Source organism: Burkholderia thailandensis E264, from assembly GCF_000012365.1.
GTDB lineage: Bacteria > Pseudomonadota > Gammaproteobacteria > Burkholderiales > Burkholderiaceae > Burkholderia > Burkholderia thailandensis.
On sequence record NC_007651.1, the window covers coordinates 756,339 to 781,037 of the forward strand.

The 24,699-nt window shown below is 69.2% G+C and carries 24 protein-coding genes and 1 pseudogene; 18 read left to right on the forward strand and 7 right to left on the reverse strand.

Features of this window, described 5'->3' with window-relative positions; genetic code table 11:
- Nucleotide 1 precedes the first annotated feature (1 nt).
- The 3 genes from waaF to BTH_RS15560 all read right to left on the reverse strand — a co-directional run bounded on the left by waaF (nt 2) and on the right by BTH_RS15560 (nt 2,356).
- Nucleotides 2-1,042, reverse strand: coding sequence for a lipopolysaccharide heptosyltransferase II (gene waaF / locus BTH_RS15550; protein ID WP_011401829.1), 1,041 nt, complete (start codon nt 1,040-1,042; stop codon nt 2-4).
- Between the two features lie 127 nt (nt 1,043-1,169).
- Complete coding sequence (locus tag BTH_RS15555; RefSeq protein WP_004197553.1) at nt 1,170-1,367, reverse strand: zinc-finger domain-containing protein; 198 nt, start codon at nt 1,365-1,367, stop codon at nt 1,170-1,172.
- Between the two features lie 65 nt (nt 1,368-1,432).
- Nucleotides 1,433-2,356: a branched-chain amino acid transaminase gene (locus BTH_RS15560; protein WP_009892780.1), complete on the reverse strand. Its 924-nt coding sequence runs from the start codon at nt 2,354-2,356 to the stop codon at nt 1,433-1,435.
- Nucleotides 2,357-2,578: 222 nt separating this feature from the next.
- On the opposite strand from BTH_RS15560, the gene BTH_RS15565 reads away from it, so the two are divergent.
- The 10 genes and pseudogenes from BTH_RS15565 (at nt 2,579) to BTH_RS15605 (ending at nt 12,188) form a co-directional block, all read left to right on the forward strand.
- Nucleotides 2,579-3,340, forward strand: coding sequence for an AzlC family ABC transporter permease (locus tag BTH_RS15565; RefSeq protein WP_009892779.1), 762 nt, complete (start codon nt 2,579-2,581; stop codon nt 3,338-3,340).
- Nucleotides 3,337-3,660: an AzlD domain-containing protein gene (locus BTH_RS15570; protein WP_009892778.1), complete on the forward strand. Its 324-nt coding sequence runs from the start codon at nt 3,337-3,339 to the stop codon at nt 3,658-3,660. The genes BTH_RS15565 and BTH_RS15570 overlap by 4 nt, the downstream gene beginning before the upstream one ends.
- A gap of 276 nt (nt 3,661-3,936) precedes the next feature.
- Nucleotides 3,937-5,130 carry a phosphoglycerate kinase gene (locus BTH_RS15575; RefSeq protein WP_009892777.1) on the forward strand — a complete coding sequence of 398 codons (1,194 nt, stop codon included), beginning with the start codon at nt 3,937-3,939 and terminating at the stop codon, nt 5,128-5,130.
- Between the two features lie 71 nt (nt 5,131-5,201).
- Nucleotides 5,202-5,481: pseudogene (locus BTH_RS35695) on the forward strand (hypothetical protein).
- Entirely contained in the window at nt 5,460-6,896 is a 1,437-nt protein-coding gene (gene pyk / locus BTH_RS15580; protein WP_009892775.1) for a pyruvate kinase, read from the forward strand. The pseudogene BTH_RS35695 and the gene pyk overlap by 22 nt, the downstream one beginning before the upstream one ends.
- A 283-nt stretch (nt 6,897-7,179) precedes the next feature.
- Nucleotides 7,180-8,244, forward strand: a complete 1,065-nt coding sequence (gene fba / locus BTH_RS15585) for a class II fructose-bisphosphate aldolase (protein ID WP_004190157.1) — start codon at nt 7,180-7,182, stop codon at nt 8,242-8,244.
- Between the two features lie 187 nt (nt 8,245-8,431).
- Nucleotides 8,432-9,322: a phosphoribosylaminoimidazolesuccinocarboxamide synthase gene (locus BTH_RS15590; protein ID WP_009892767.1), complete on the forward strand. Its 891-nt coding sequence runs from the start codon at nt 8,432-8,434 to the stop codon at nt 9,320-9,322.
- Between the two features lie 35 nt (nt 9,323-9,357).
- Nucleotides 9,358-9,876: a 5-(carboxyamino)imidazole ribonucleotide mutase gene (gene purE / locus BTH_RS15595; RefSeq protein WP_009892766.1), complete on the forward strand. Its 519-nt coding sequence runs from the start codon at nt 9,358-9,360 to the stop codon at nt 9,874-9,876.
- A gap of 78 nt (nt 9,877-9,954) precedes the next feature.
- Nucleotides 9,955-11,151: a 5-(carboxyamino)imidazole ribonucleotide synthase gene (locus tag BTH_RS15600; RefSeq protein WP_009892765.1), complete on the forward strand. Its 1,197-nt coding sequence runs from the start codon at nt 9,955-9,957 to the stop codon at nt 11,149-11,151.
- Between the two features lie 11 nt (nt 11,152-11,162).
- Nucleotides 11,163-12,188, forward strand: a complete 1,026-nt coding sequence (locus BTH_RS15605; RefSeq protein WP_009892764.1) for an L-threonylcarbamoyladenylate synthase — start codon at nt 11,163-11,165, stop codon at nt 12,186-12,188.
- 308 nt (nt 12,189-12,496) lie between these two features.
- On the opposite strand, the gene BTH_RS15610 is transcribed toward BTH_RS15605, so the two are convergent.
- The 3 genes from BTH_RS15610 to dacB all read right to left on the reverse strand — a co-directional run bounded on the left by BTH_RS15610 (nt 12,497) and on the right by dacB (nt 16,487).
- Nucleotides 12,497-13,636: an SGNH/GDSL hydrolase family protein gene (locus tag BTH_RS15610; RefSeq protein WP_009892763.1), complete on the reverse strand. Its 1,140-nt coding sequence runs from the start codon at nt 13,634-13,636 to the stop codon at nt 12,497-12,499.
- Nucleotides 13,637-13,726: 90 nt separating this feature from the next.
- Nucleotides 13,727-14,638, reverse strand: a complete 912-nt coding sequence (locus tag BTH_RS15615) for a sterol desaturase family protein (protein ID WP_009892762.1) — start codon at nt 14,636-14,638, stop codon at nt 13,727-13,729.
- Nucleotides 14,639-14,948: 310 nt separating this feature from the next.
- Complete coding sequence (gene dacB, locus BTH_RS15620) at nt 14,949-16,487, reverse strand: D-alanyl-D-alanine carboxypeptidase/D-alanyl-D-alanine endopeptidase (RefSeq protein ID WP_025369549.1); 1,539 nt, start codon at nt 16,485-16,487, stop codon at nt 14,949-14,951.
- A 183-nt stretch (nt 16,488-16,670) separates the two neighbouring features.
- Between dacB and BTH_RS15625 the strand changes: the two genes are divergently transcribed.
- From BTH_RS15625 to BTH_RS15650, 6 genes are all read left to right on the forward strand, one after another.
- A complete protein-coding gene (locus BTH_RS15625) occupies nt 16,671-17,333 on the forward strand; it encodes a response regulator (RefSeq protein WP_009892758.1) in 663 nt (220 codons plus the stop codon).
- Between the two features lie 3 nt (nt 17,334-17,336).
- Nucleotides 17,337-18,653 carry an ATP-binding protein gene (locus BTH_RS15630; RefSeq protein WP_009892756.1) on the forward strand — a complete coding sequence of 439 codons (1,317 nt, stop codon included), beginning with the start codon at nt 17,337-17,339 and terminating at the stop codon, nt 18,651-18,653.
- A 218-nt stretch (nt 18,654-18,871) separates the two neighbouring features.
- A complete protein-coding gene (locus tag BTH_RS15635; RefSeq protein ID WP_011401833.1) occupies nt 18,872-20,359 on the forward strand; it encodes a DegQ family serine endoprotease in 1,488 nt (495 codons plus the stop codon).
- Between the two features lie 165 nt (nt 20,360-20,524).
- On the forward strand, nt 20,525-20,947 hold the full coding sequence (locus tag BTH_RS15640) for a carboxypeptidase-like regulatory domain-containing protein (protein WP_009892754.1): 423 nt from the start codon (nt 20,525-20,527) through the stop codon (nt 20,945-20,947).
- A 130-nt stretch (nt 20,948-21,077) separates the two neighbouring features.
- On the forward strand, nt 21,078-21,437 hold the full coding sequence (locus BTH_RS15645; protein WP_009892753.1) for a DUF427 domain-containing protein: 360 nt from the start codon (nt 21,078-21,080) through the stop codon (nt 21,435-21,437).
- A 27-nt stretch (nt 21,438-21,464) separates the two neighbouring features.
- Nucleotides 21,465-22,193 carry a CoxG family protein gene (locus BTH_RS15650; protein WP_009892751.1) on the forward strand — a complete coding sequence of 243 codons (729 nt, stop codon included), beginning with the start codon at nt 21,465-21,467 and terminating at the stop codon, nt 22,191-22,193.
- A 187-nt stretch (nt 22,194-22,380) separates the two neighbouring features.
- Here the strand turns inward: BTH_RS15650 and bpeR are convergent, their stop codons facing one another.
- Nucleotides 22,381-23,016, reverse strand: coding sequence for a TetR family transcriptional regulator BpeR (gene bpeR / locus BTH_RS15655; protein ID WP_009892749.1), 636 nt, complete (start codon nt 23,014-23,016; stop codon nt 22,381-22,383).
- A 243-nt stretch (nt 23,017-23,259) separates the two neighbouring features.
- Here bpeR and BTH_RS31150 point away from each other — a divergent pair, with 243 nt between their 5' ends.
- Together BTH_RS31150 and bpeA are read left to right on the forward strand one after the other, a co-directional pair.
- On the forward strand, nt 23,260-23,406 hold the full coding sequence (locus BTH_RS31150) for a hypothetical protein (RefSeq protein WP_009903138.1): 147 nt from the start codon (nt 23,260-23,262) through the stop codon (nt 23,404-23,406).
- Nucleotides 23,407-23,425: 19 nt separating this feature from the next.
- Nucleotides 23,426-24,688 carry an efflux RND transporter periplasmic adaptor BpeA gene (bpeA, locus tag BTH_RS15660; protein WP_011401834.1) on the forward strand — a complete coding sequence of 421 codons (1,263 nt, stop codon included), beginning with the start codon at nt 23,426-23,428 and terminating at the stop codon, nt 24,686-24,688.
- The last annotated feature ends 11 nt before the right edge of the window (nt 24,689-24,699 follow it).

The following is a 24,699-nucleotide window of genomic DNA, read 5'->3' on the forward strand; positions in this document are numbered from 1 at the left end:
GTCAGCGCTGTCCGACGAGCATCCCGCGCAAATCGCCGAACACCTGCTCCGGGCTCAGCTCGCGCAGGCACTTCAGGTGGCCGAGCGGGCATTCGCGTTCGAAGCAGGGACTGCATTCGAGATGCAGCCATTGTACCTTTGCCAGCTCCGACAGCGGCGGGGTATGACGCGGATCGGTCGACCCGTAGAGCGCGACGAGCGGCCGGCGCAGCGCCGCCGCGACGTGCATCAGCCCGGAATCGTTCGTGACGACCGCGTTCGCGCGCGCGATCAGCGCGCACGCCTCGGTGAGCGAGGTCTGGCCGCAGAGGCTGCGTACGTTCGGCGCGCGTTCGGCGATCGCCTGCGCGGCCGCGGCGTCCTTCGGCGAGCCGAGCGCGACGATCTGCGTATAGGGAAAGGACTGGCTCACGCTTTGCGCGAGCGCGGCGAAATGCTCGGGCGGCCAGCGCTTCGCCGGGCCGTACTCGGCGCCTGGGCAGAACACGACGAGCGGCTTGCGCGTGTCGAGATTGAAGCGTGCGGACACGCGCGCCGTCTCGTTCAGGTCCGCTTCGAGCCGCGGCGGCGGCAGCGTCTGGAACGATTCGGGCAGCTTCGCGCCGGGCGCGTATGCAAGCGCCGCGTAATGTTGGACCATCGGCGCGCGCGTCTCGCGCGCCTTGCCCGGATTCGCGTGCCGCACGTTGAGCAGCGCGTAGCGATGCTCGCCCGTGTAGCCGACCCGAAGCGGGATGCCGGCGAGCCACGGGATCAGCGCGGATTTCAGCGAGTTCGGCAGCACGTACGCGGCGTCGTAGCCGACGTCGCGCAAATCGCTCGCGAGTTGCCAGCGGTGCAGCATCTGCAGCTTGCCGTGCGCGAGCTCGGTCGCGTGGACATCGTGAATCTCGGGCATCCGTTCGAGCACGGGCGCGACCCAGGCCGGCGCCACGGCGTCGATGACGATGCGGGGATGCAGTTTCTTCAGCAGCGCGAAAAGCGGCTGCGCCATCAATGCGTCACCGATCCAGTTCGGTGCGATAACCAACGCGCGACGCATCAGGTCGTTTTCCGATGTCGTAATAAAGCGCGACGCTCGTGCGCCGCGCTCGGGTTGCGGGGGAGCGGCGGCGGCCCGCGCCGCTTGCCCGGCGCGCGCCGCGTCGGGCGGTGAAGCCGCCGCGCGCTCAATGGTGGCCGCGCAGCACTTCGCCGTCGCGCAGCTTGTAGCGCGTGCCGCAGTACGGGCAGCGTGCCTCGCCGTGCGAGACGTCGATGAACACGCGCGGATGCGCGCTCCAGCGCGGCATCGCGGGGTTCGGGCAGTAAGCGGGCAGATCCTTGGCCGTCAGTTCGATGAGCGGCATTTCCTTGATTTCACTCATGGGGCTTTCTCGTTATGGCGATGGCGAGCGGCGCGCGCCGGCGTGGCGCCGCGCCGCATTCGGGCTCAGATCTTCGTGAGCCAGTCCGCGTGCTTCGCGCTCTTGCCGTTGACGACGTCGAAGAACGCGCTTTGCAGCTTTTCGGTGATCGGGCCGCGCGCGCCGCTGCCGATCGTGCGGTTGTCGAGCTCGCGGATCGGCGTGACTTCGGCCGCGGTGCCGGTGAAGAACGCCTCGTCGGCCGTGTAGACCTCGTCGCGCGTGATGCGCTTCTCGATCACTTCGATGCCGGCTTCCTTCGCGAGCGTGATGACCGTGTCGCGCGTGATGCCGTCGAGGCACGACGCGAGATCCGGCGTGTAGAGCTTGCCGCGGTTCACGAGGAAGAAGTTCTCGCCGGAGCCTTCGGACACATAGCCGTCGACGTCGAGCAGCAGCGCCTCGTCGTAGCCGTCGGCCGTCGCTTCCTGGTTCGCGAGGATCGAATTCACGTACCAGCCGGACGCCTTCGCGCGCACCATCGACACGTTCACGTGATGGCGCGTGAACGACGAGGTCTTCACGCGGATGCCCTTCGCGAGGCCTTCCTCGCCAAGGTACGCGCCCCACGGCCACGCGGCGATCGCGACGTGGATCGTGTTGCCCTTGGCCGACACGCCGAGCTTCTCCGAGCCGATCCAGATGATCGGGCGCAGGTAGCACGACTCGAGCTTGTTCTCGCGCACGACGTCGCGCTGCGCGGCCTCGAGCGTTTCCTGGTCGAACGGCACGTCCATCTGGAAGATCTTCGCCGAGTTCAGCAGGCGCTTCGTGTGCTCTTTCAGGCGGAAGATCGCCGTGCCGCCGTCGGCCGTCTTGTACGCGCGCACGCCCTCGAAGACGCCCATGCCGTAGTGCAGCGTGTGGGTCAGCACGTGGATCTTGGCGTCGCGCCATTCGATCAGCTTGCCGTCCATCCAAATCTTGCCGTCGCGATCGGCCATTGACATAGGTCTTCTCCTAGTGGATGCGGGGATGCGCAGAAGGGGCGAGCGGGGCTCGAAACGGCTCCGCGTCGCAAAGACGCTCATTTTAGCGTTTTTGTCCGTGCAACGGTCGGGGCGACAGGGTCCGGCGCTATAATCGACGCGCAATCTGCGTGAAAAAATAACGGACGGCGGCGCGCGACGCGCGCGAGCGGTCCGGCTTTTCGCCTTCGCGGCGCCTCCCCGATGCTCGCTCGCCTTTCCGCCACCGACCGTTTCGCCCTCGCGCAGGGTTTCCGCGACTTTTCGCCGACGCTAATGGCGATCCTGTCATGGGGCCTCGTCACCGGCATCGCGATGAGCAAGTCGGTGCTGACGACGGGGCAGGCGGTCGGCATGACGATCCTCGTCTACGCGGGCTCGTCGCAGCTCGCGGTGCTGCCGCTGTTCGCCGCGAAGCTGCCGGTCTGGACGATTCTCCTGACGGCCGCGATGGTCAACATGCGCTTCGTGATCTTCAGCGCGGGGCTCGCGCCCCATTTTTCGTATCTGCCGCTGTGGCGGCGCCTCACGATCGGCTATTTCAACGGCGACGTGATCTACCTGCTGTTTCAGAAGCAGGGCTTCGCGGCGGGCCACGTGCCCGGCAAGGAGGCGTACTTCTGGGGGATGGCGCTCACGAGCTGGCTCGCGTGGCAGGCGTCGTCGCTCGCCGGCATCGCGCTCGCGAGCGCGTTTCCCGACAGTTGGGGGCTCGCGCTCGCCGGCACGCTCGCGCTGATCCCGATCATGGTGTCGGCGATCTCGAACCGCTCGACGCTCGCGGCCGTCGCTGTGGCCGGGATCGTGTCGCTCGTCGCGTTCGATCTGCCGTACCGGCTCGCGCTGCCGCTCGCGGTGGTCGCGGCGCTCGCGGCGGGCAGCGTGGCCGACTGGTTCGTCGAGCGCGCCGACTGGCGGCGCATTCGCGCGGCGAGCCGCGCGACGCATACGGAGGACGCCGAATGAGCGGCTGGCAGGTCTGGCTCGCGATCGCCGGGATGACGCTCGTCACCGCGATCACGCGCGCGCTCTTTCTCGCGGGCGGCGAGCGCACGGTGCTGCCCGAGCGCGTGCAGCGCTCGCTGCGCTACGCGCCCGCCGCGGCGCTCGTCGCGGTCGTGCTGCCCGACGTGCTCGAGACGCCCGCGGGCATCTCGTTCGCGCTGTCCAACCATGACTTCTACGCGGCGGCCGCCGGCCTCGCGTGGTTCCTGTGGCGGCGCAGCATGCTCGGCACGATCGTCGTCGGGATGCTCGTCTTCACCGCGCTGAGGGTCCTGTTCTGAGCGGTTCCGACCCGGCCTGCGGCCTGTCGCGCGCTCGCCTCGGCAGGCGCGACGCAACGGCGCACCTCGCCGCGGGATAGCGGGAAATCGGCAGGCATTCGCCGCGCGGCGGGGGAGCGCGCCGGGCGGATCGGCTAGAATGGCCCCTTCCGGAAAATTTTTTCGCGCGCGCGCCGCGCGGGCCCTGCCGCGCGAAGCCGGCGGGCCGCGCGAGGCGCCCGGCGCGGCAGCCCGCGCGCGTCGAACCGCCTTCCTTCATCAACCTTCATCAGTCCCATGAGCCAAGTAAAGCGTCTTACCGACCTGATCGCCGAAGGCAAGCTCTCCGGCAAACGTGTGTTCATCCGCGCCGATCTGAACGTGCCGCAGGACGATCACGGCAACATCACCGAAGACACGCGCGTGCGCGCGTCGGTGCCCGCGATCCAGGCGGCGCTCGACGCGGGCGCGGCCGTGATGGTCACGTCGCACCTCGGCCGCCCGACGGAAGGCGAGTTCACGCCCGAGGATTCGCTCGCGCCCGTCGCGAAGCGCCTCGCCGAGCTGCTCGGCCGCGACGTGCCGCTCGTCGCGAACTGGGTCGAGAACGGCGTCGAGGTTGCGCCCGGGCAGGTCGTGCTGCTCGAGAACTGCCGCGTGAACAAGGGCGAGAAGAAGAACTCGGACGAGCTCGCGCAGAAGATGGCGAAGCTCTGCGACGTCTACGTGAACGACGCGTTCGGCACCGCGCACCGCGCGGAGGCGACCACGCACGGCATCGCGAAGTACGCCCCCGTCGCGTGCGCGGGCCCGCTGCTCGCCGCGGAGCTCGACGCGCTCGGCAAGGCGCTCGGCAACCCGAAGCGCCCGCTGGTGGCGATCGTCGCGGGCTCGAAGGTGTCGACGAAGCTGACGATCCTGAAGTCGCTCGCGGAGAAGGTCGATCAACTGATCGTCGGCGGCGGCATCGCGAACACGTTCATGCTCGCGGCGGGCCTCGCGATCGGCAAGTCGCTCGCGGAGGCCGATCTCGTCGGCGAGGCGAAGGCGATCATCGACGAAGCCCGCAAGCGCGGCGCGTCGGTGCCGATCCCGACCGACGTCGTCGTCGCGAAGGAATTCTCGCCGACGGCCGTCGCCACCGTGAAGAAGGTCGCCGACATCGAAGCCGACGACATGATCCTCGACATCGGGCCGGAAACCGCGAAGGCGCTCGCCGGCCAGCTCGAGAAGGCGGGCACGATCGTCTGGAACGGCCCCGTCGGCGTGTTCGAGTTCGACCAGTTCGGCAACGGCACGAAGACGCTCGCCGACGCGATCGCGAATTCGGCCGCGTTCTCGATCGCGGGCGGCGGCGACACGCTCGCCGCGATCGCGAAGTACGGGATTCACGACAAGGTCAGCTACATCTCGACGGGCGGCGGCGCGTTCCTCGAATTCCTCGAGGGCAAGAAGCTGCCCGCCGTCGAAGTGCTGGAAACGCGCGCGTAAGCACGCGACATCGCGCGCGGCCGCGAGCAGGTGCCGGCGGCGCGCGATAAACGCGGGCGGCAGCCGCCCGCGTGACGCCGGCGGGCACGCGCGTTGCGCGCCTCGCCGGCCCGGCGGCTTTCGTCAGGCCGTCAAGCGGTGCGCCCGGGGCGGGCGCGCCGAACCCGAATCAACGACGCGGCGCCGGCCGTTCACGCCGGCGCCCGCGGACAAAGCGACGCCGGGCGCACGCACCGGCGCGCGTTCCGAAGCGGCGGCGGCTGGGCCGCGCGGCTTCGGCTCTCGCGGCGTTACATCCAGCGCTTTCACTCAGTCAGACGAGGAGATTCATGCATCGCGCCACCAAGATAGTCGCCACGATCGGTCCGGCATCCAGCTCGCCGGAGGTCCTGTTGCAGATGATGCACGCGGGTCTCGACGTCGTGCGGCTCAATTTCTCGCACGGCTCCGCCGACGATCACCGCGAGCGGGCCGAGATGGTCCGCGAGGCCGCGCGCCGGGTCGGCCGGGAAATCGCGATCATGGCGGACCTGCAGGGGCCGAAGATCCGCGTCGGCAAGTTCGAGGCGGGCAAGACGACGCTCACGCCCGGCCAGCCGTTCATCCTCGACGCGACGTGCGAGCTCGGCAACGACGAGCGGGTCGGCCTCGACTACAAGGATCTGCCGCGCGACCTGAAGCCGGGCGACGTGCTGCTGCTTAACGACGGCCTGATCGTGCTGAAGGTCGACCGCGTGTTCGGCGATGAGATTCACACGACCGTCAAGGTGGGCGGCGATCTGTCGAACAACAAGGGGATCAACCGGCAGGGCGGCGGGCTGTCGGCGCCCGCGCTGACCGCGAAGGACATGGAGGACATCCGCACCGCGATGTCGCTCGGCGCGGATCTCGTCGCCGTGTCGTTCCCGAAGAACGCGACCGACATGGAGATGGCGCGCCAGCTCGCGAACATCGCGGGTGCGCCTTACGGCATCAAGCCGAAGATGATCGCGAAGATCGAGCGCGCCGAGGCGATTCCGGCGCTGCAGGAGATTCTCGACGCGTCGGACGGCATCATGGTCGCGCGCGGCGATTTGGCCGTCGAGGTCGGCAACGCGGCCGTGCCCGCGCTGCAGAAGCGGATGATCCGGATGGCGCGCGAGTCGAACAAGCTCGTGATCACCGCGACGCAGATGATGGAATCGATGATCCACGCGCCCGTGCCGACGCGCGCGGAGGTGTCGGACGTCGCGAACGCCGTGCTCGACGGCACCGATGCGGTGATGCTGTCGGCCGAGACGGCGACGGGCAAGTATCCGGCCGTGACGATCGAGGCGATGGCGGCGATCTGCGTCGAGGCGGAGAAATCCGAGCACGTCGAGCTCGACAAGGATTTCCTCGACCGCACGTTCACGCGGATCGACCAGTCGATCGCGATGGGCGCGCTCTTCACCGCGTACCACCTGGGCGCGAAGGCGATCGTCGCGCTGACCGAATCGGGCGCGACGGCGCTCTGGATGTCGCGCCACTACACGCACGTGCCGATCTTCGCGCTGACGCCGCGAGTCGGCAGCGAGCGCGCGATGGCGCTCTTTCGCAACGTGACGCCGCTGCACGTCGACTTCGACAGCGATCGCGATTCCGCGCTGCAGCAGGCGCTCGAGCTGATCGTGCGGCGCGGCTACGTCGCGCATGGCGACATGGTCGTGCTGACGGTCGGCGAGCCGATGGGGCAGGCGGGCGGCACGAACACGCTGAAGATCGTGCGCGTCGGCGAGCACTACTGAAAGCGGCCGGATGCCCGAGCGGCGCGTTCGCTCGCCGGGCATGCCGCTTGCGCGGTCACGAGGAAGCCGCGGGGTCCGACGCCCCGCGGCTTTTTTCGCTTGAAGGCGACCTGAAAGACGTAACAAATTGCCAGCGAATCCGCCATTTGGTCTGAATCGGAGGCGCTTCGCGATAAAATGCGGCTATTCGACGCTCGGCCGCGCCGGCCCGCCCGCCTTCGAAGCCGGGACGGGCCGTAAGACGCCGCGTAGGGCGCAAGGTTTTCATTCAAGGAGTACCACAATGCCTCTCGTATCAATGCGTCAACTGCTGGATCACGCCGCGGAGAACGGCTACGGCCTGCCCGCGTTCAACGTGAACAACCTGGAGCAGGTGCAGGCGATCATGGCGGCCGCGGACGAAGTCGGCGCGCCCGTGATCATGCAGGCGTCGGCGGGCGCCCGGAAGTACGCGGGCGAGGCGTTCCTGCGCCACCTGATCGAAGCGGCGGTCGAGTCGTACCCGCACATTCCCGTCGTGATGCACCAGGATCACGGCCAGTCGCCCGCCGTCTGCATGGCGGCGATTCGCAGCGGCTTCACGAGCGTGATGATGGACGGCTCGCTCGAGGCCGACGGCAAGACGGTCGCGTCGTACGAATACAACGTCGACGTGTCGAGGAAGGTCGTCGAGATGGCGCACTCGATCGGCGTGACGGTCGAGGCCGAGCTCGGCGTGCTCGGCTCGCTCGAGACGATGAAGGGCGACAAGGAGGACGGCCACGGCGCAGAAGGCACGATGACGCGCGAGCAACTGCTGACCGATCCCGAGCAGGCGGCCGATTTCGTCAAGCTCACGCAGTGCGACGCGCTCGCGATCGCGATCGGCACGTCGCACGGCGCGTACAAGTTCACGAAGAAGCCGACGGGCGACATCCTGTCGATCCAGCGGATCAAGGAAATCCACGCGCGCATCCCGAACACGCACCTCGTGATGCACGGCTCGTCGTCGGTGCCGCAGGACCTGCTCGCGGAAATCCGCGAATTCGGCGGCGACATGAAGGAAACCTACGGCGTGCCCGTCGAGGAAATCCAGGAAGGCATCAAGCACGGCGTGCGCAAGGTCAACATCGACACCGACCTGCGTCTCGCGATCACGGGCGCGATCCGCCGCTACATGTTCGAGAATCCTGGCAAGTTCGATCCGCGCGATTACCTGAAGCCCGCGCGCGAAGCGGCGAAGAAGATCTGCGTCGCGCGCTATCTGGCGTTCGGCTGCGAAGGCCAGGCGGCGAAGATCAAGCCGGTGCCGCTCGAGAAGATCGCCGAGAAGTACAAGGCAGGCGACCTCGCGCAAGTGGTGCGTTGAGTCTGTAGTACGATCTGGCCGGCCCGCGCGCGGGCCGGCCGGGCAAGTCCGGTCCGGTCCCGAAGCCGGCCGGCCCGCCGGGCCAAGCCGCCCGGCCGGTTCGCCGAAGTATTGCGAGGCCGCCGTTCCCGCCAGCCGCGGGGAACGGCGTTTCCCTTTTTGTTTGCTCCTTATCTGCGAAAAGACGATGTCTACCCTCTACGAATCCACGCTGCGCTCGCTGCCGCTCCTCGGTCGCGGCAAGGTCCGCGACAACTACGCGGTCGGCAACGACAAGCTCCTGATCGTCACGACCGATCGCCTGTCGGCGTTCGACGTCATCATGGGCGAGCCGATTCCGAACAAGGGCCGCGTGCTGAACCAGATGGCGAACTTCTGGTTCGACAAGCTCGCGCACATCGTCCCGAACCACCTGACGGGCGTCGCGCCCGAGACGGTCGTCGCCGCCGACGAGGTCGAGCAGGTGAAGGGGCGCGCGGTCGTCGTCAAGCGGCTCGAGCCGATCCTCGTCGAGGCGGTCGTGCGCGGCTATCTCGCGGGCAGCGGCTGGAAGGACTACCAGGCGACGGGCAAGGTGTGCGGCGTCGAGCTGCCGGCCGGCCTCTCGAACGCGCAGAAGCTCCCCGAGCCGATCTTCACCCCCGCCGCGAAGGCCGAGATGGGCCATCACGACGAGAACATCTCGTTCGAGGAAACCGAGCGCCGCATCGGCACCGAGCTGGCCGCGACGATTCGCGACATCTCGATCAAGCTGTACAAGGAAGCGGCCGACTACGCGGCCACGCGCGGCATCATCATCGCCGACACGAAGTTCGAGTTCGGCCTCGACGAGCACGGCAAGCTGTTCCTGATGGACGAGGCGCTGACGGCCGATTCGTCGCGCTTCTGGCCGGCGGACGAATACCGGGTCGGCACGAACCCGCCGTCGTTCGACAAGCAGTTCGTCCGCGACTGGCTCGAGGCGCAGAACTGGAGCAAGGAGCCGCCCGCGCCGAAGCTGCCCGACGACGTGGTCGCGAAGACGAGCGCGAAGTATCAGGAAGCGCTCGAGCGCATCACGGGCAAGACGCTCGACTGACCATCGTCCGATTCACCGAAACGAGGAAGCGCACGATGAGCGAAGTCCAGACCGCCCACACGCACAGCGCGCCGCTCGTCGGCGTGCTGATGGGTTCCAGCTCCGACTGGGACGTGATGAAGCATGCCGTCGCGATCCTGCAGGAATTCGACGTGCCGTACGAGGCGAAGGTCGTGTCCGCGCACCGGATGCCCGACGAGATGTTCGACTACGCGGAGAAGGCGCGCGAGCGCGGCCTGCGCGCGATCATCGCGGGCGCGGGCGGCGCCGCGCACCTGCCCGGCATGCTCGCGGCGAAGACGACCGTGCCCGTGCTCGGCGTGCCCGTCGCGAGCAAGTATCTGAAAGGCGTCGATTCGCTGCACTCGATCGTGCAGATGCCGAAAGGCGTGCCCGTGGCGACGTTCGCGATCGGCGAGGCCGGCGCGGCGAACGCGGCGCTCTTCGCGGTGTCGATCCTGTCCGGCACGTCGGTCGACTATGCGAACCGGCTCGCCGCGTTCCGCGTGCGGCAGAACGAGGCCGCGCACGCGATGACGCTGCCGCCGCTGTGAGGCCGCCGCGCCGCCGCCTGCAACATCGATCGTCCTGACCGCGGCGGGCGCCGCCGCCCGCCGCCACCGACCCTAGACATGACTGCACTCCCCAACCCGAATTCCCCGATCCTGCCGGGCGCCTGGCTCGGCATGGTCGGCGGCGGCCAGCTCGGCCGCATGTTCTGCTTCGCCGCGCAGGCGATGGGCTACCGCGTCGCCGTGCTCGATCCCGATCCGACGAGCCCGGCGGGCGCCGTCGCGGACAAGCATCTGCGCGCCGCATACGACGACGAGGCCGCGCTCGCCGAGCTCGCGCAATTGTGCGACGCGGTATCGACCGAGTTCGAGAACGTGCCCGCCGCGAGCCTCGATTTCCTCGCGCAATCGACGTTCGTCGCGCCCGCCGGCCGCTGCGTCGCGATCGCGCAGGACCGGATCGCCGAGAAGCGTTTCATCGCGGCGTCGGGCGTGCCGGTCGCGCCGCACGTCGTGATCGAGTCGGCCGCGCAGCTCGCGGCGCTCGCCGATGCGGATCTCGCCGCGGTGCTGCCCGGCATCCTGAAGACCGCGCGCCTCGGCTACGACGGCAAGGGGCAGGTGCGCGTCGCGACCGCGCAGGAAGCGCGCGACGCGTATGGGTCGCTCGGCGGCGTGCCGTGCGTGCTCGAGAAGCGCCTGCCGCTCAAATACGAGGTGTCGGCGCTGATCGCGCGCGGCGCGAACGGCGCGTCCGCCGTGTTTCCGCTCGCGCAGAACACGCACCACGGCGGCATCCTGTCGCTGAGCGTCGTGCCCGCGCCCGCCGCGAGCGATGCGCTCGTGCGCGACGCGCAGCAGGCGGCCGCGCGGATCGCCGATTCGCTCGACTACGTCGGCGTGCTGTGCGTCGAGTTCTTCGTGCTCGAAGACGGCTCGCTCGTTGCGAACGAAATGGCGCCGCGGCCGCACAATTCCGGCCACTACACGGTCGATGCGTGCGAGACGAGCCAGTTCGAGCAGCAGGTGCGCGCGATGACGCGGCTGCCGCTCGGCAGCACGCGCCAGCATTCGCCCGCCGCGATGCTTAACGTGCTCGGCGACGTATGGTTCGCGAGCGGCGCGTCGGGCGAGCCCGTCACGCCGCCGTGGGACCAGGTCGCCGCGATGCCGACCGCGCGGCTGCATCTGTACGGCAAGGAAGAAGCGCGGGTCGGCCGCAAGATGGGCCACGTGAACTTCACCGCGGCGACGCTCGACGAAGCGGTCGCGGGCGCGACCGCGTGCGCGCGGCTGTTGCGCATTCCGCTCGACTGACGGAGCGCGAGATGTCGAACGATCGACCGATTCCGACCGACGAGCAGATCGACGAAGCCGCCGCGCTGCTCGACGCGGGCGAACTCGTCGCGTTTCCGACCGAAACCGTCTACGGGCTCGGCGGCGACGCGCAGAACCCGGCCGCCGTCGCGCGCATCTACGCGGCGAAAGGGCGGCCGGCGAACCATCCGGTGATCGTCCACCTCGCGCCGGGCAGCGATCCGGGCTACTGGGTCGATTCGTTGCCCGCCGACGCGCAGAAGTTGATCGACGCGTTCTGGCCCGGCCCGCTCACGCTGATCCTCAAGCGCGCCGCGCGTATTCCGGACGCGGTGAGCGGCGGGCAGGACTCGGTCGGCTTGCGCTGCCCGTCGCATCCGGTCGCGCAGGCGCTGCTGCGTGCGTTCGACGCGCGTCGCGGCGGGCACGGCGGCGTCGCCGCGCCGTCGGCGAACCGTTTCGGCCACGTGAGCCCGACCACCGCGCAGCACGTGCGCGACGAATTCGGCGATGCCGTCCGCGTGCTCGACGGCGGCCCGTCCGACGTCGGGATCGAATCGACGATTCTCGATTTGTCGCGCGGTTTTCCGGCGCTGTTGCGCCCGGGCGACGTGAGCCCGCGGCAGATCGCCGATGTGCTCGGCGTCGCGCCGCGCCTGCCCGACGGCAGCGATGCGACCGCGCCGCGCGCGTCCGGCACGTTGAAGGCGCATTACGCACCGCGCACGCCGCTCGCGCTGGCGGCGTTCGAGCGGCTCGAGCCGCTGCTCGCGGCCGCGCGCGACGCCGGCAAACCGGTGGCGCTCGTCGCGCGCGTGTCGCGCGCGGGCGCGTGGGCGCACGCACAGGGCGTGCATTTCGTCGCGGCGCCCGAGGACCCGCGAGTCTACGCGCGTGAGCTCTACGGGCTGCTGCGCGCGCTCGACCGCGCGCAGGTCGCGCGCATTCTCGTCGAGAAGCTGCCGGATACGGTCGAATGGATCGCGGTGAACGACCGGCTCGGCCGTGCGGCGGCCGCGTTCGACGCGCAGGAGTGAGCGTCGGGCGGTTCGGCGGCTGATTCGGCGGGTGAAGCCGAGCATGTCTTCGTTATGCTCTGGCCGCCGAAACGCCGAAACGCCGAAACGCCGAAACGCCGAAACGCCGAAACGCCGAAACGCCGAAACGCCGAAACGCCGAAACGCCGAAACGCCGAAACGCCGAAACGCACGACAGAGCCGGCTCCGATGACAAACGCCCGGTTCGCATTACGCGAACCGGGCGTTCTCATTTGAAGCGCGGATTCGTCGCCGCGTCGCAACCGGGCGGCACGCGCGAGACGCTCCGCCCTTCGCGCGCCGGCTGCTTACCTGCCGACGCCCGCCTTCGCGATCTGCTGCTCGACGTACTGCGCGAAGAGCGCGTGCAGGCGCGTCGTCGGGTGGACCGTGTCGGCGAACATGTAGGTCTGGTCCGCGTTCGCGGCCGTGTACATCTGCGGCGAGCAGAACAGCGACGAGCCGAACGCGGTCGGGTTCGTGACACCCGCCTTCGTCGCGGCGGCGATCATCGACTGCAGGTTGCACGCGGTGCCCGTGTTCGCCACCGAGAAGCCGTTGCCCTGATAGTTCGCGGCGATGCCGTCCTGCCACGTGAACGCGTCGATCAGCACGGCCTTCGCGGGATCGACGTTCAGCGCCTTCAACGCCGCGGCAAGCGTGCTGTTGAAGACCGTCGACAACTGCGTGAGCGCGGCCTGCTGGCCCGTCGACACCGCGAGCGGCGTGCCGCCGATGTCCGGCACGTTCGAGACGAACACGTGCGCCGCGCCCGCCGCGACGATCTGCTGGACGACGCCCGCGAGCTGCTGCGCGGCGAGGCCGATCTGCTGCGCGGCGGCGAGCTGCGCGGCCGGCGTATTGCCCTGAGTCTGCGCGACCTGCACCTGATAGAAGATGTCGTTCGCGCCGCCGTTGATGAGCACGATCTGGTTCGCGTTGAAGCTGCCGTGCTGCTGCAGGTATTGCTGCACCTGCGTCGCGACGGGCACGGTCGTCGCCTGCGCGTAATCGGCGTTCGCGACGCTCGCGTCCGCGTGGCCGATGCCCGGCTGCTGCGTGACGCGCGAGCCGCCTTGCGCGTAGCCCAGGCCGCCTGCCGCCTGCAGCGGCACGCCGAAGCCGCCTTCGAACGCCGGCGTGAGCGTGCCGCCGTAATAGGCGGCGACGTCCTGCGTCCACACCTGGCCCGGATTCGTCGTGAAGCGGCCGCCGCCGAAGCCGATCAGGATCTGCGGCGAGTAGGTGCCGACGTCCGACAGGCTGTCGCCGAAGGACACGACCTGCATGTTCACGCCGGCGCTCGGCTGCGACGCGCCGTTGTTGTCGCCGCCGCCGCACGCGGCGAGGAGCGCGAACGCGGCGCTCGCGAGCGCGACCTGCGCGCCGCGCCAGAAGCGGCGGCGTGCGGCGCCGGCGGGTTGTTGTTGTCGTTGCAGCTGATTCATGCGGGTCTCTCCTCGTAGATATGCTTGTGTTGCATGGCCTGCGCCGGGCCGCGACGCGGCTCGGCGCAATGGTTGTGAAGCCTGGTTTCGTTATCGTTCGCGCGGTGCGGCGGCGAGCGCGGACGGCTCGTGCGGCTGCGCGTGCGCAACCCGAGCATGATAAGCGCTCGCCCATTCGGGCGGACCGAAAAGCGCAAGCAGTTTGTTGCGCCAGCCGTCGACGCCGAACGCGTCGGCCGCCATCGACCGCCATTCATGGAACGTCGCGACGAGCGGGTTGTTCGACCGCAGCGGCTCGACGATTCCGTATTCGGGCGGATCGCGCGGGTCCTCGTCGACGTAGCTGCCGAACAGGCGGTCCCAGATCACGAGCACGCCGGCGTAGTTGCGGTCGATGTAGCGCGGGTTGCGCGCATGGTGCGCGCGGTGGATCGACGGCGTGTTGAGCACGTATTCGAGCCAGCCGAGCTTGGGAATCGTCTGCGTGTGGACGAAGAACTGGAACGCGAGGTTGATGAGCACGATGCCGACGATCTGCTGCGGCGGGAAGCCGAGGAACGCGAGCGGCAGCCAGAACGCCCACATGCCGGCGACCGGGTACATCAGGCTTTGCCGCATCGCGGTCGAGAAGTTCAGGCGCTCGGACGAATGATGGACGACGTGCGCGGCCCACAGCCAGCGAACGCGGTGGCTGCAGCGGTGGAACACGTAGTAGAGCAGGTCCTGCGCGACGAACAGCACGGCGAACGACGCCCACGTGTTGTCCCACGTGAGGAGCCGGTAGTGCGTGTAGCAGTACGCATAGATCGGGATCACGAAGATCCACGCGATCTTGTCCGCGCCCTGGTGCATCAGCGCAAGTGCCGCATTGCAGAGCGTGTCGCGCAGGTTGTAGACGTGCTCGCCGGGGCGCGTGCGCGCGAGGTGCCACGCTTCCCAGCCGATGCAGAGCAGGAAGACGGGCGCGAGCGCGAGCAGAAGCAATTCGACGTTGAATTGCATGAATGTCTCCCTCTTGTTGTGCTTCGATCGCCCCGGTGCGTGCGGCGTTTGGTTCACGCGCGCGGATCGTCGACGTCAATTGCAGCCAAAAGGGTACGCAATCGGCGTACCGGGCGCGAGGGTGTTTCGTAGAGGGAGTCTTCGACGGACGGCCGACATGGTGCGGCGCGCCGGGCCGCCGTGCGGCGGCTGAGCGGCGGAAACCGGCGGCGAATGCGGGCGGATTCTGCGGGGGTCGGCGGGGACGGAACCGGTTCCTAGCCGCGCGCGGCCGGCGCGAAAGCCGCGCCGCCGCACGTACGGCCGCGAATCAGCGCGGCCCTTCGTACACCCATTCGAGCAGCGCGTCGTGCGCCGCGCGCGCGGCCGATGCGCGGTCGTCGTTGATGAAGCTGACGACGACATAGCTCGACCCGTCCGCCGACGCGACGTAGCCCGCGATCGCGCGCACGTCGCGCAGCGTGCCCGTCTTGATGTGCGCGTTGCCGCCGACGGGGGCGTTCGCGAGCCGGTTCTTCATCGTGCCGTCGACGCCCGCGATCGGCAGCGAATCGACGAACGCCTGCGCGACGGGGCTCGCGTTCGCCGCCTGCAGCATGTCGGCGAGCGACAGCGCGCTCACGCGTTCGTCGCGCGAGAGCCCCGAGCCGTTCTCGAGCGTGAGGCCGTCGGTCGGCAGCCCGCTGTGCGCGAGGAACGCGCGGATCGTGTCCGCCGACTGCGCGGGTGTCGCGGGCGGCCGGTGCTCGACCGCGCCGATCGTGAGGAACAGGTTGCGCGCCATCACGTTGTTGCTGAACTTGTTGATGTCGTGCACGACGCTCGACAGCACCGGGCCGTGGTGCGACGCAACGGGCCGCGCGCGGCCCGGCACCTTGCCTTCGGAGATCGTGCCCGAGAACGAGCCGCCCGTCTGGCGCCACAGCGCGAGGAAGCCGCGCGCGAAGAACGCGGAATGGTTCAGCACCGCGAGGTTGGTCGTCGTCGGGCCGCAGCTCGGCGGATAGTCGCCCGCGAACGACGCGGTGAGCCCGCCGCTCGCGTCGGTCACGAGCGTCGGGCGCGCGGCGCCGCACGAGCCCTGGCCTTCGACCAACTGGTTGTCGACGGTCAGGTTCGCGAGCGGCGGCACGACGTCGACCGCGACCGCGCCGTTGTCGGTCGGCGTCACCGTGAACGACAGCGCCTTGAACGCGTAGAGAAGCGGATCGGGGCCGACGTTGTAAGGCGCGCTCGCGTCGTCGTCGAGGGGCGGCAGGTCGCGCGTCTCGGGCGCGAAGAAGGTCTTGTCGAGCACGAGCGCGCCGTCGACGTTGACGATTCCCGCGCGGCGGATCTTGTTGACGAGGTCGATCAGTTCCTCGGGCACGAGCTTCGGATCGCCCGTGCCCTTCACGTACAGCGTGCCGTGCAGCGTGCCGTTCTCGTCGACGCCGCCGTCCGCGTACGCGCTCGTGCGCCAGCGATAGTCGGCGCCGAGCAGCGACAGCCCCGCGTAGGTCGTCACGAGCTTCATCGTCGATGCGGGCTGCATCTGCCGGCTCGCGTTCCACGCGACGACGGGCGTGGAGTCGCCGATCCGCTCGACGACGACGCTCAGGCTCGACGCCGGCACGCGCGCGCGCTGCAGCGCGACGAGCACCGACGCGGGCAGCACGTTGCGCGCGGCCGACACGGCGGCGGGGTAGCGCGGCGGCTTCGGCTTTCGGCGAGCGTCGGCGGGCGCGGCGAACGCGAGCGCGGCGCACGCGGCGACGAGCATCGCGCCGCGCAGGAGCGCGCGCGGCATGCGGGCGGCGGGACGGGCCTGACGTGGCGAGGCGGCGATGCGGGCGGCGTTGTGATTCATCGACGAATACGGGAACGGAGGGCGGCGTGAGCAAAAGGGGCGTGCGCATGCGCGCGACGCAAGCCGCACATTGTAGAGAAAACGGCGCGCGGGCAGCGTCGAAATCGGCCGAAGGTCCGTTTGCGCGCGCGGCGGCGCTACAATGTTCGCCATCTCGAACGCATGCGACGGACGTTTTTCAGGATGCGGATACTGCTGGTAGAAGACGATCGGATGATCGCCGACGGAGTGCGCAAGGCGCTGAAGGCCGACGGCTGCGCGGTCGACTGGGTGCAGGACGGCGACGCGGCGCTCACCGCGCTCGGCGGCGAGGCGTACGATCTGCTGCTGCTCGATCTCGGGCTGCCCAAGCGCGACGGCATCGACGTGCTGCGCACGCTGCGCGCGCGCGGGCTCGCGCTGCCGGTGCTGATCCTGACCGCGCGCGACGCCGTCGCCGATCGCGTGAAGGGCCTCGACGCCGGCGCCGACGACTACCTCGTCAAGCCGTTCGATCTCGACGAGCTCGCCGCGCGGATGCGCGCGCTGATCCGCCGCCAGTCGGGGCGCAGCGAATCGGTGATCCGGCACGGCGCGCTCACGCTCGATCCGGCGTCGCACCAGGTGACGCTCGACGGCGCGCCCGTCGCGCTTTCTGCACGCGAGTTCGCGCTGCTGGAGGCGCTGCTCGCGCGCCCGGGCGCGGTGCTGTCGAAGAGCCAGCTCGAGGAGAAGATGTACGGCTGGGGCGAGGAAATCGGCAGCAACACCGTCGAGGTCTATATCCACGCGCTGCGCAAGAAGCTCGGCTCGGACCTGATCCGCAACGTCCGCGGCCTCGGTTACATGGTCGTGAAGGAAGCGTAGCGCGTGAGGTCGATTCGCCATCAATTGCTGATCTGGCTGCTCGCGATCGTCGTGGCCGGGGTGGGGCTCGCGGGCTGGATGATCTACCGGCAGGCGCTCGCCGCCGCGAACGAGCTGTTCGACTACCAGTTGCAGCAGATCGCGGCCGCGCTGCCGTCCGAGCCGTTCTCGCAGGTGCTCGGCTCGCAGACGAACGGCGACGAAGGGATCGTGATCCAGATCTGGAACCGCAACGGCGTGCTGATGTACTTCTCGCATCCGCGCGCGCCGATCGCGCCGCGCGCGGAACTCGGCTTCTCGACCGAGCGCACCGAGCGCGGCGCGTGGCGCGTGTACGGCGCGATCGTCGGCGACAACGTCGTGCAGCTCGCGCAGCCGCTGTCGGTGCGCAACCGGCTCGCCGCAAGCGTCGCGCTGCGCACGCTCTGGCCGCTCATCGTGCTGCTGCCGTTCCTCGGCGCGGCCGTCTGGATGATCGTCGGGCGCGGGCTCGCGCCGCTGCAGCGCGTGACCCGCGCGGTCGAGGCGCGCCGGCCCGAGGCGCTCGATCCGCTGCCCGATTCGCCGCTGCCGCTCGAGGTGCGTCCGCTCGTGCGCGCGCTCAACGGGCTGCTCGCGCGGCTTTCGGCCGCGCTCGACACGCAAAAGGCGTTCGTCGCGGACGCCGCGCACGAACTGCGCACGCCGCTCGCCGCCGTGCAGATCCAGGCGCAGCTCGTCGCACGCGCGCAGGACGACGCATCGCGCCGCGAGGCGATCGTCGATCTGCAAAGCGGGGTCACGCGCGCGACGCGCCTCGCCGAGCAACTGCTCGCGCTCGCGCGCGCGGAGCCCGGCGACGCGACGGTGCGCGAGCGCGTCGATCTGCGCGCGATCGTCGAGGAATGCGTCGCCGCGCATGCGCCGCTCGCGCAGCGGCGCGACATCGATCTCGGCTTCGAGCAGCTCGAGGACGCGAGCGTGGACGCCGATCCCGCCGCGCTGCGCGTGATGTTCAACAACCTGCTCGACAACGCGGTGAAGTACACGCCGCCGGGCGGGCGCATCGACGTGTCGCTCACGCGTGGCGACGGCGCGCGCGCCTGCGTGCAGATCGGCGATAGCGGCCCCGGCATTGCGGCCGCCGAGCGAGAGCGCGTGTTCGATCGCTTCTACCGCGACACGTCCGCGCGGGCGCGTACCGACGTCTCGGGCAGCGGCCTCGGTCTCGCGATCGTCAAGCGGGTGGCCGCGCAGCAGCGCGCGACCGTGACGCTCGGCGAAGCGGCGGCGGGCGGGCTCCTCGTCAGCGTCTCGCTGCCGCGCGCGGGCGACGCGTGACGGGCCCGCGCGCACGGGGGGCGGCGCATGCGTTCCTCGCGTGCGGCATGCCCGCGCGGCCGCCAGCCCGCCGATCCGCGCCCGTGATCCGCCCCGCGTTCGCGATCGCCCCGGCGGCCTCTCGCTTACCCTATCCGTTTGGCGGTTCCCGAAGCCGATTAAGCCTGCTTTAAGTCAGGGTCGCTACGCTGCAAACGGTTAGACGAGGAGAACGATCGATGACTACCCGAATCCTTGCGCGTGGCGCAGTTGCCGTGGCCGTCGCCGCGGCGTTGTCGGCGGGGTATGTGGCGGGCACCCGCCATGCGGAACCGCAGATCATCACACCGGCCGTCGCCGCGCTGATGCCGGCCGAGGCAGCCGCGAAGACGGGCATCCCCGACTTTTCCGGCCTGGTCGAGACCTACGGGCCGGCCGTCGTGAACATCAGCGCGAAGCACGTCGTGCAGCGCGTCGCGCAGCGCCGCGCAGCGCCGCAATTGCCGATCGATCCGGAAGATCCGTTCTACCAATTCTTCCGACATTTCTACGGGCAGGTTCCCGGGATGGGCGGTGGCCGCCAGCCGCAGCCGGACGACCAGCCGAGCACGAGCCTGGGCTCCGGGTTCATCATCAGCGCGGACGGGTATATCCTGACCAACGCGCACGTGATCGACGGCGCGAACGTCGTCACGGTGAAGCTCACCGACAAGCGCGAGTACAAGGCGAAGGTCGTCGGCACCGACAAGCAATCCGACGTCGCGGTGCTGAAGATTGACGCGTCGGGCCTGCCGACCGTGAAGATCGGCGATCCGGCGCAGAGCAAGGTCGGCCAGTGGGTCGTCGCGATCGGTTCGCCGTACGGGTTCGACAACACGGTCACGTCGGGCATCATCAGCGCGAAGTCGCGCGCGCTGCCCGACGAGAACTACACGCCGTTCATCCAGACCGACGTGCCGGTGAACCCCGGCAACTCGGGCGGTCCGCTCTTCAACCTGAACGGCGAGGTGATCGGCATCAACTCGATGATCTACTCGCAGACGGGCGGCTTCCAGGGCCTGTCGTTCGCGATCCCGATCAACGAGGCGATGAAGGTGAAGGACGAGCTCGTGAAGACGGGCCACGTGAGCCGCGGCCGGCTCGGCGTCGCGGTGCAGGGGCTCAACCAGACGCTCGCGAGCTCGTTCGGCCTGCAAAAGCCCGACGGCGCGCTCGTCAGCTCGGTCGACCCGAAGGGGCCGGCCGCGAAGGCGGGGCTGCAGCCGGGCGACGTGATCCTCGCGGTCGACGGCGTGCCGGTTCAGGACTCGACGACGTTGCCCGCGCAGATCGCGAGCATGAAGCCGGGCACGAAGGCCGACCTGCAGATCTGGCGAGACAAGTCGAAGAAGACAGTGTCGGTGACGCTTGCGTCGCTGGCCGACGATCAGGCGAAGGCGGGCGCCGACGAGCCCGTCGAGCAGGGACGCCTGGGCGTCGCGGTGCGGCCGCTTTTGCCGCGCGAGCGCAACGGCACGTCGCTCACGCACGGCCTCGTCGTCCAGCAGTCGACGGGCCCCGCCGCAAGCGCGGGCATCCAGCCGGGCGACGTGATCCTCGCGGTGAACGGGCGGCCCGTCACGAGCGCCGAACAATTGCGCGACGCGGTCAAGCGCGCGGGCAACAGCCTTGCGCTGCTGATCCAGCGCGACGACGCCCAGATTTTCGTGCCGGTCGATCTGGGCTGAGCCGGGGCGCATCGCACCCGGCGCGACGGGCGGGCCGGCGCGGCGGCGCGGCGCGCGGGCGGCAAGACGGCCGTCCGCCTCATCGCGCGGCCTGCCTTGCCCGTCATGTTCGCCGGCGGTCCTGCGGGGCCTCCGGTTTCGGCTGGCAGATTCAAGGAGCGAATCATGCGACAGCAGACCATTTCCAAACACCTGATCGCGGCGGCGCTGGCTTTCGGCCTCGCGGGCGTCGCGAACGCGCAATCCGGCTTGCCCGACGTGCAGCACCAGGGCGACGTCGGGTTCGTGTCGGGCGGCGTGGGGCTCGACGAGTCCACCGCGTTCCGGCGCAGCGAAAGCAACTGGCCGCTCGCGCTGCGCTTCACGGGCGCGGGCGGCGAGTACCTGTCCGACGTGCACGTGTCCGTGCTCGACGCGCATGGCGGCGAAGTGCTGAAGACCGATGCGCGCGGTCCATACATGCTCGTCAGGCTGAAGCCGGGGCGCTACACCGTGCATGCGAGCTACAACGGCAACGAGCAGACCCGCGCGGTGACGGTGCCGGCGAAGGGCGGCGCGAAGGCGGCGTTCTCGTGGAAAGCGCAGTGACCCCGCTGCGGCGATGACGCCGCGCAATTTGCGGCGGTTTGGCCGATAATGCGATAACAAGCGGCGTTTCGCCGCGGCCATGCTTATTGTCGGCCGGCGCGTCGCGCGCGGCGGCCACGGGGGGGAACCGATGTCCGACGCCGCAGGCCATCGCATCGAGATCGAGCCGAACCGCCATCGCGTTCGCGTGATCCATCGGGGGATCACCTATGCCGATTCGCTTGCCGCCTACACGCTGAAGGAAGCGGGCGCGCCCGACGTCCAGTATCTGCCGCGCGACGATGTCAACATGTCGCGGCTCGTGCCGTCCGATCGCGTCGCACACTGCGCGCACAAGGGGGCGGCAACCTATTTCCATCTGCATACCGAAGACGGCGTGATCGAGAACGCCGCGTGGAGTTACGAGGAGCCGTCCGGGATCGCGGATGCGATCCGGCAGTACGTGGCGTTCGATGCCGAGCGCGTCGACCGCATCGACGTGACGTCCTGACGCGGCGGTTCATCGGGGGAGACGATCATGGAACTGAACGACGCGCTGTACATTCCGCTCGCGCCGTCCGTCGTCTGGGATGCGCTGCAGGATCTCGCGCTCGTGCGCGCGAGCCTCGATCATTGCGAGTCGCTGTCGCGGCTCGCGCGCGGCGAATATGCGCTTGCGCTGACGGTGCCGCTCGGTCCGCTGCGCGCGCGCTACGACGTGCGGGCGCACGTCGTCGGCGAGCGCCACGAGGAGCCGGCGCACACGAGGCGCACGCTGAACTTCCGGGCCCGCGCGGACGGCATCGGCGCGCTGCGCGGTCAGATCGACGTCGTGCTCGCGCCCGCGGACGACGAGCCGGGCGCGAGCCACGGCGCACCGTCGACGCGGATCGAATACGCGGTGTGGGCGACGGCGTCCGGCCCGCTCGCCGAGCTGCCGGGGCGCCAGATCAAGAACGCGCTGCACGAGCTCGCCGACGATTTCTTCAACGAATTCTGCGCGGTGGTGCAGGCGAAGCACGGGCTCGCGCCGAACCGCGCCCGCGACGGCGCGCCGCAGCGGCAGCATGTGTTCCTGCGGCCGGCGGCGTTCATGGGCATCGCGCGCCGCGCGCACGCGCAGCACCTGGGCGGTGCGTTGACGGGGCGCGCGGCGAGCGCGCTGCATCATCGCGAATCGAACCCGGTGCCGCTCTGGGCGTGGGCCGCGATGATCTTCTTCGTCGCGCTGCTGCTGTACGCGGCGCGCTGGTTCAACGGCGGCTGAGCGGCGCGAATTTTGCCGTAGCGCGGCTTCGCGCCTCGTCGGGAGGCCATTCGCCGTACGACGGCCACCGCGCGTGCGGTCGGCGGGCGGGTGCCGCGCTTCCCTCCTTCTTTTTTGCATTCCTTCCTGCCGGATTGCCGCGCACGCGGGCGCTCCGTGCGCCGCCGCGCGCATCGTTGCGCCGCGCTCAGCCGTCCTTGTGCATCGCGGGGCTCGTGCGCAGCATGTCGAAGCAGCCGTCGACGAGCTTTTCCGCATGCCGCTCCGCATCGATCTCGCCCGGCAGCATCAGCATGTCGCGCACGAAGCCGCTCACGAGCGTATGCAGCATCAGCGTCGCGCGCCACGTGTCGAGATCGGCCGGCAACTGGCCGTTCGCGACGCCCTGGGCGAGATCCGCTTCGATGTTGCGCAGCGCGTCGCGCATGCCTTCGCGGTTGCGCTGCAGGAGCGGCCCCATGTCCGCGACGTACTCGCACTTCATGAACAGGATGCTGAACACGCGCCGCAACTGCGGATCGCGCGCCGCGCCGAGCAGGCACCAGATCAGGATCTCGCGGACCCGGCCGAGCGGATCCGCGTGCGGCTCGCCCGTGCCGGCCTTCAGCTCGTCGATCGGCAGCAGCACGCGGTCGAACATCGCGTCGAAGAGTTCGCTCTTGCTCGCGAAATGCCAATAGATCGCGCCGCGCGTGACGCCCGCGTGCTGGGCGATGTCGGCGAGCGACGTGTGCGACACGCCTTTCTCGAAGAAGACGTGCTCGGCGGCGTCGAGGATGCGGTCGCGCGTCGCGAGCGCTTCCTCCTTCGTGCGTCTGGCCATTCAACAGCTCATCGTGTGCAAGATCGGGGTCATTGCGTGAATAATAAGGGTTGCATCGCAGGCGTCGTCCAACGGACGCCCTTTTTGCTTACGTGCCGTAAACCTTGGTAATTGTAAGAAATTGTGCGATGCATAAAGGACTTTTACATACATTCGTGAATGTATATACAATGCCAGCTTACGGCCGAATGGCCTTCGAGGCAATCAGTTAATATCCGTCTCTGCTGATTTCCCTCCTCATTGTTGTTCCGCGCGCACCGCGCGCGGCGGCATCACGGCACGGCGGTCGCGTGCCGCTGTTGTATCCGCAGTCAAGCAATTCAGTTGTCCGATCCGCGTCGCAAGGCGCGTTCGTGTTGTGTCCCCGAGGCCGGCACTTATTTCATCTAGTTACAAACGAGGTCGCTCCATGCGCGTCGAACGGGTTCCATACCGCTTAATCACTGTCGCGACGGCTGCCGTTTTTCTGGCCGCGTGCGGAAAAAAAGAATCGGCTCCGCCCCCTCAAACGCCCGAAGTCGGCGTCGTCACCGTCCAGCCGCAAGCCGTGCCGGTCGTCTCCGAATTGCCGGGCCGCACGAGCGCGTATCTGGTCGCGCAGGTGCGCGCGCGGGTGGACGGCATCGTGTTGCGGCGTGAGTTCACGGAAGGCAGCGACGTCAAGGCCGGCCAGCGTCTGTACAAGATCGATCCCGCCCCGTACATCGCGCAGTTGAACAGCGCGAAGGCGACGCTCGCGAAGGCGCAGGCGAATCTCGCGACGCAGAACGCGCTCGTCGCGCGCTACAAGGTGCTCGTCGCCGCGAACGCGGTCAGCAAGCAGGACTACGACAACGCGGTGGCCACGCAAGGGCAGGCCGCCGCCGACGTGGCGGCCGGCAAGGCCGCGGTCGACACCGCGCAGATCAACCTCGGCTATACGGACGTGGTCTCGCCGATCACGGGCCGCGTCGGCATCTCGCAGGTCACGCCGGGCGCGTACGTGCAGGCGAGCCAGGCGACGCTGATGTCGACCGTCCAGCAGCTCGATCCCGTCTACGTCGACCTCACGCAGTCGAGCCTCGACGGCCTGAAGCTGCGCCAGGACATCCAGAGCGGGCGCATCAAGACGGAGGGTCCGGGCGCGGCGAAGGTCACGCTGATCCTCGAGGACGGCAAGGCGTACTCGGAGCCGGGCAAGCTGCAGTTCAGCGACGTCACGGTCGACCAGACGACGGGCTCGGTCACGATTCGCGCGATCTTCCCCAACAAGCAGCGCGTGCTGCTGCCGGGCATGTTCGTGCGCGCGCGCATCGAAGAGGGCGTCAACGACAACGCGTTCCTCGTCCCGCAGATCGGCGTCACGCGCGATCCGAAGGGCCAGGCGGTCGCGATGATCGTCGACGGCAAGGGCAAGGTCGAGCCGCGCGTGCTCACGACGAGCGGCACGCAGGGCCAGAACTGGGTCGTCGAAGGCGGCCTGCAGGCGGGCGACCGCGTGATCGTGCAGGGCATCGACAAGGTGCGCCCGGGCATGACCGTGAAGACCGCCGAAGCTCAATTGCCGGCCGCGGCGTCCGGCGCGTCCGGCGCCGCGCCCGCGGGCGGCTCGCCCGCCCAGGCCGCGGCGGCGAGCGCGGCCGCATCGGGTGCCGCGCCGTCGAGCGCTGCCGCCGCGTCGAGCGCGAAATAACAGGGGGCCTG

What these genes read in the sequence shown, in the direction of transcription:
- waaF (WP_011401829.1), bottom strand. Translation starts at nt 1,042, where the DNA reads ATGCGTCGCGCGTTGGTTATCGCACCGAACTGGATCGGTGACGCATTG.
- BTH_RS15555 (WP_004197553.1), bottom strand. Translation starts at nt 1,367, where the DNA reads ATGAGTGAAATCAAGGAAATGCCGCTCATCGAACTGACGGCCAAGGAT.
- BTH_RS15560 (WP_009892780.1), bottom strand. Translation starts at nt 2,356, where the DNA reads ATGTCAATGGCCGATCGCGACGGCAAGATTTGGATGGACGGCAAGCTG.
- BTH_RS15565 (WP_009892779.1), top strand. Translation starts at nt 2,579, where the DNA reads ATGCTCGCTCGCCTTTCCGCCACCGACCGTTTCGCCCTCGCGCAGGGT.
- BTH_RS15570 (WP_009892778.1), top strand. Translation starts at nt 3,337, where the DNA reads ATGAGCGGCTGGCAGGTCTGGCTCGCGATCGCCGGGATGACGCTCGTC.
- BTH_RS15575 (WP_009892777.1), top strand. Translation starts at nt 3,937, where the DNA reads ATGAGCCAAGTAAAGCGTCTTACCGACCTGATCGCCGAAGGCAAGCTC.
- pyk (WP_009892775.1), top strand. Translation starts at nt 5,460, where the DNA reads ATGCATCGCGCCACCAAGATAGTCGCCACGATCGGTCCGGCATCCAGC.
- fba (WP_004190157.1), top strand. Translation starts at nt 7,180, where the DNA reads ATGCCTCTCGTATCAATGCGTCAACTGCTGGATCACGCCGCGGAGAAC.
- BTH_RS15590 (WP_009892767.1), top strand. Translation starts at nt 8,432, where the DNA reads ATGTCTACCCTCTACGAATCCACGCTGCGCTCGCTGCCGCTCCTCGGT.
- purE (WP_009892766.1), top strand. Translation starts at nt 9,358, where the DNA reads ATGAGCGAAGTCCAGACCGCCCACACGCACAGCGCGCCGCTCGTCGGC.
- BTH_RS15600 (WP_009892765.1), top strand. Translation starts at nt 9,955, where the DNA reads ATGACTGCACTCCCCAACCCGAATTCCCCGATCCTGCCGGGCGCCTGG.
- BTH_RS15605 (WP_009892764.1), top strand. Translation starts at nt 11,163, where the DNA reads ATGTCGAACGATCGACCGATTCCGACCGACGAGCAGATCGACGAAGCC.
- BTH_RS15610 (WP_009892763.1), bottom strand. Translation starts at nt 13,636, where the DNA reads ATGAATCAGCTGCAACGACAACAACAACCCGCCGGCGCCGCACGCCGC.
- BTH_RS15615 (WP_009892762.1), bottom strand. Translation starts at nt 14,638, where the DNA reads ATGCAATTCAACGTCGAATTGCTTCTGCTCGCGCTCGCGCCCGTCTTC.
- dacB (WP_025369549.1), bottom strand. Translation starts at nt 16,487, where the DNA reads ATGAATCACAACGCCGCCCGCATCGCCGCCTCGCCACGTCAGGCCCGT.
- BTH_RS15625 (WP_009892758.1), top strand. Translation starts at nt 16,671, where the DNA reads ATGCGGATACTGCTGGTAGAAGACGATCGGATGATCGCCGACGGAGTG.
- BTH_RS15635 (WP_011401833.1), top strand. Translation starts at nt 18,872, where the DNA reads ATGACTACCCGAATCCTTGCGCGTGGCGCAGTTGCCGTGGCCGTCGCC.
- BTH_RS15640 (WP_009892754.1), top strand. Translation starts at nt 20,525, where the DNA reads ATGCGACAGCAGACCATTTCCAAACACCTGATCGCGGCGGCGCTGGCT.
- BTH_RS15645 (WP_009892753.1), top strand. Translation starts at nt 21,078, where the DNA reads ATGTCCGACGCCGCAGGCCATCGCATCGAGATCGAGCCGAACCGCCAT.
- BTH_RS15650 (WP_009892751.1), top strand. Translation starts at nt 21,465, where the DNA reads ATGGAACTGAACGACGCGCTGTACATTCCGCTCGCGCCGTCCGTCGTC.
- bpeR (WP_009892749.1), bottom strand. Translation starts at nt 23,016, where the DNA reads ATGGCCAGACGCACGAAGGAGGAAGCGCTCGCGACGCGCGACCGCATC.
- bpeA (WP_011401834.1), top strand. Translation starts at nt 23,426, where the DNA reads ATGCGCGTCGAACGGGTTCCATACCGCTTAATCACTGTCGCGACGGCT.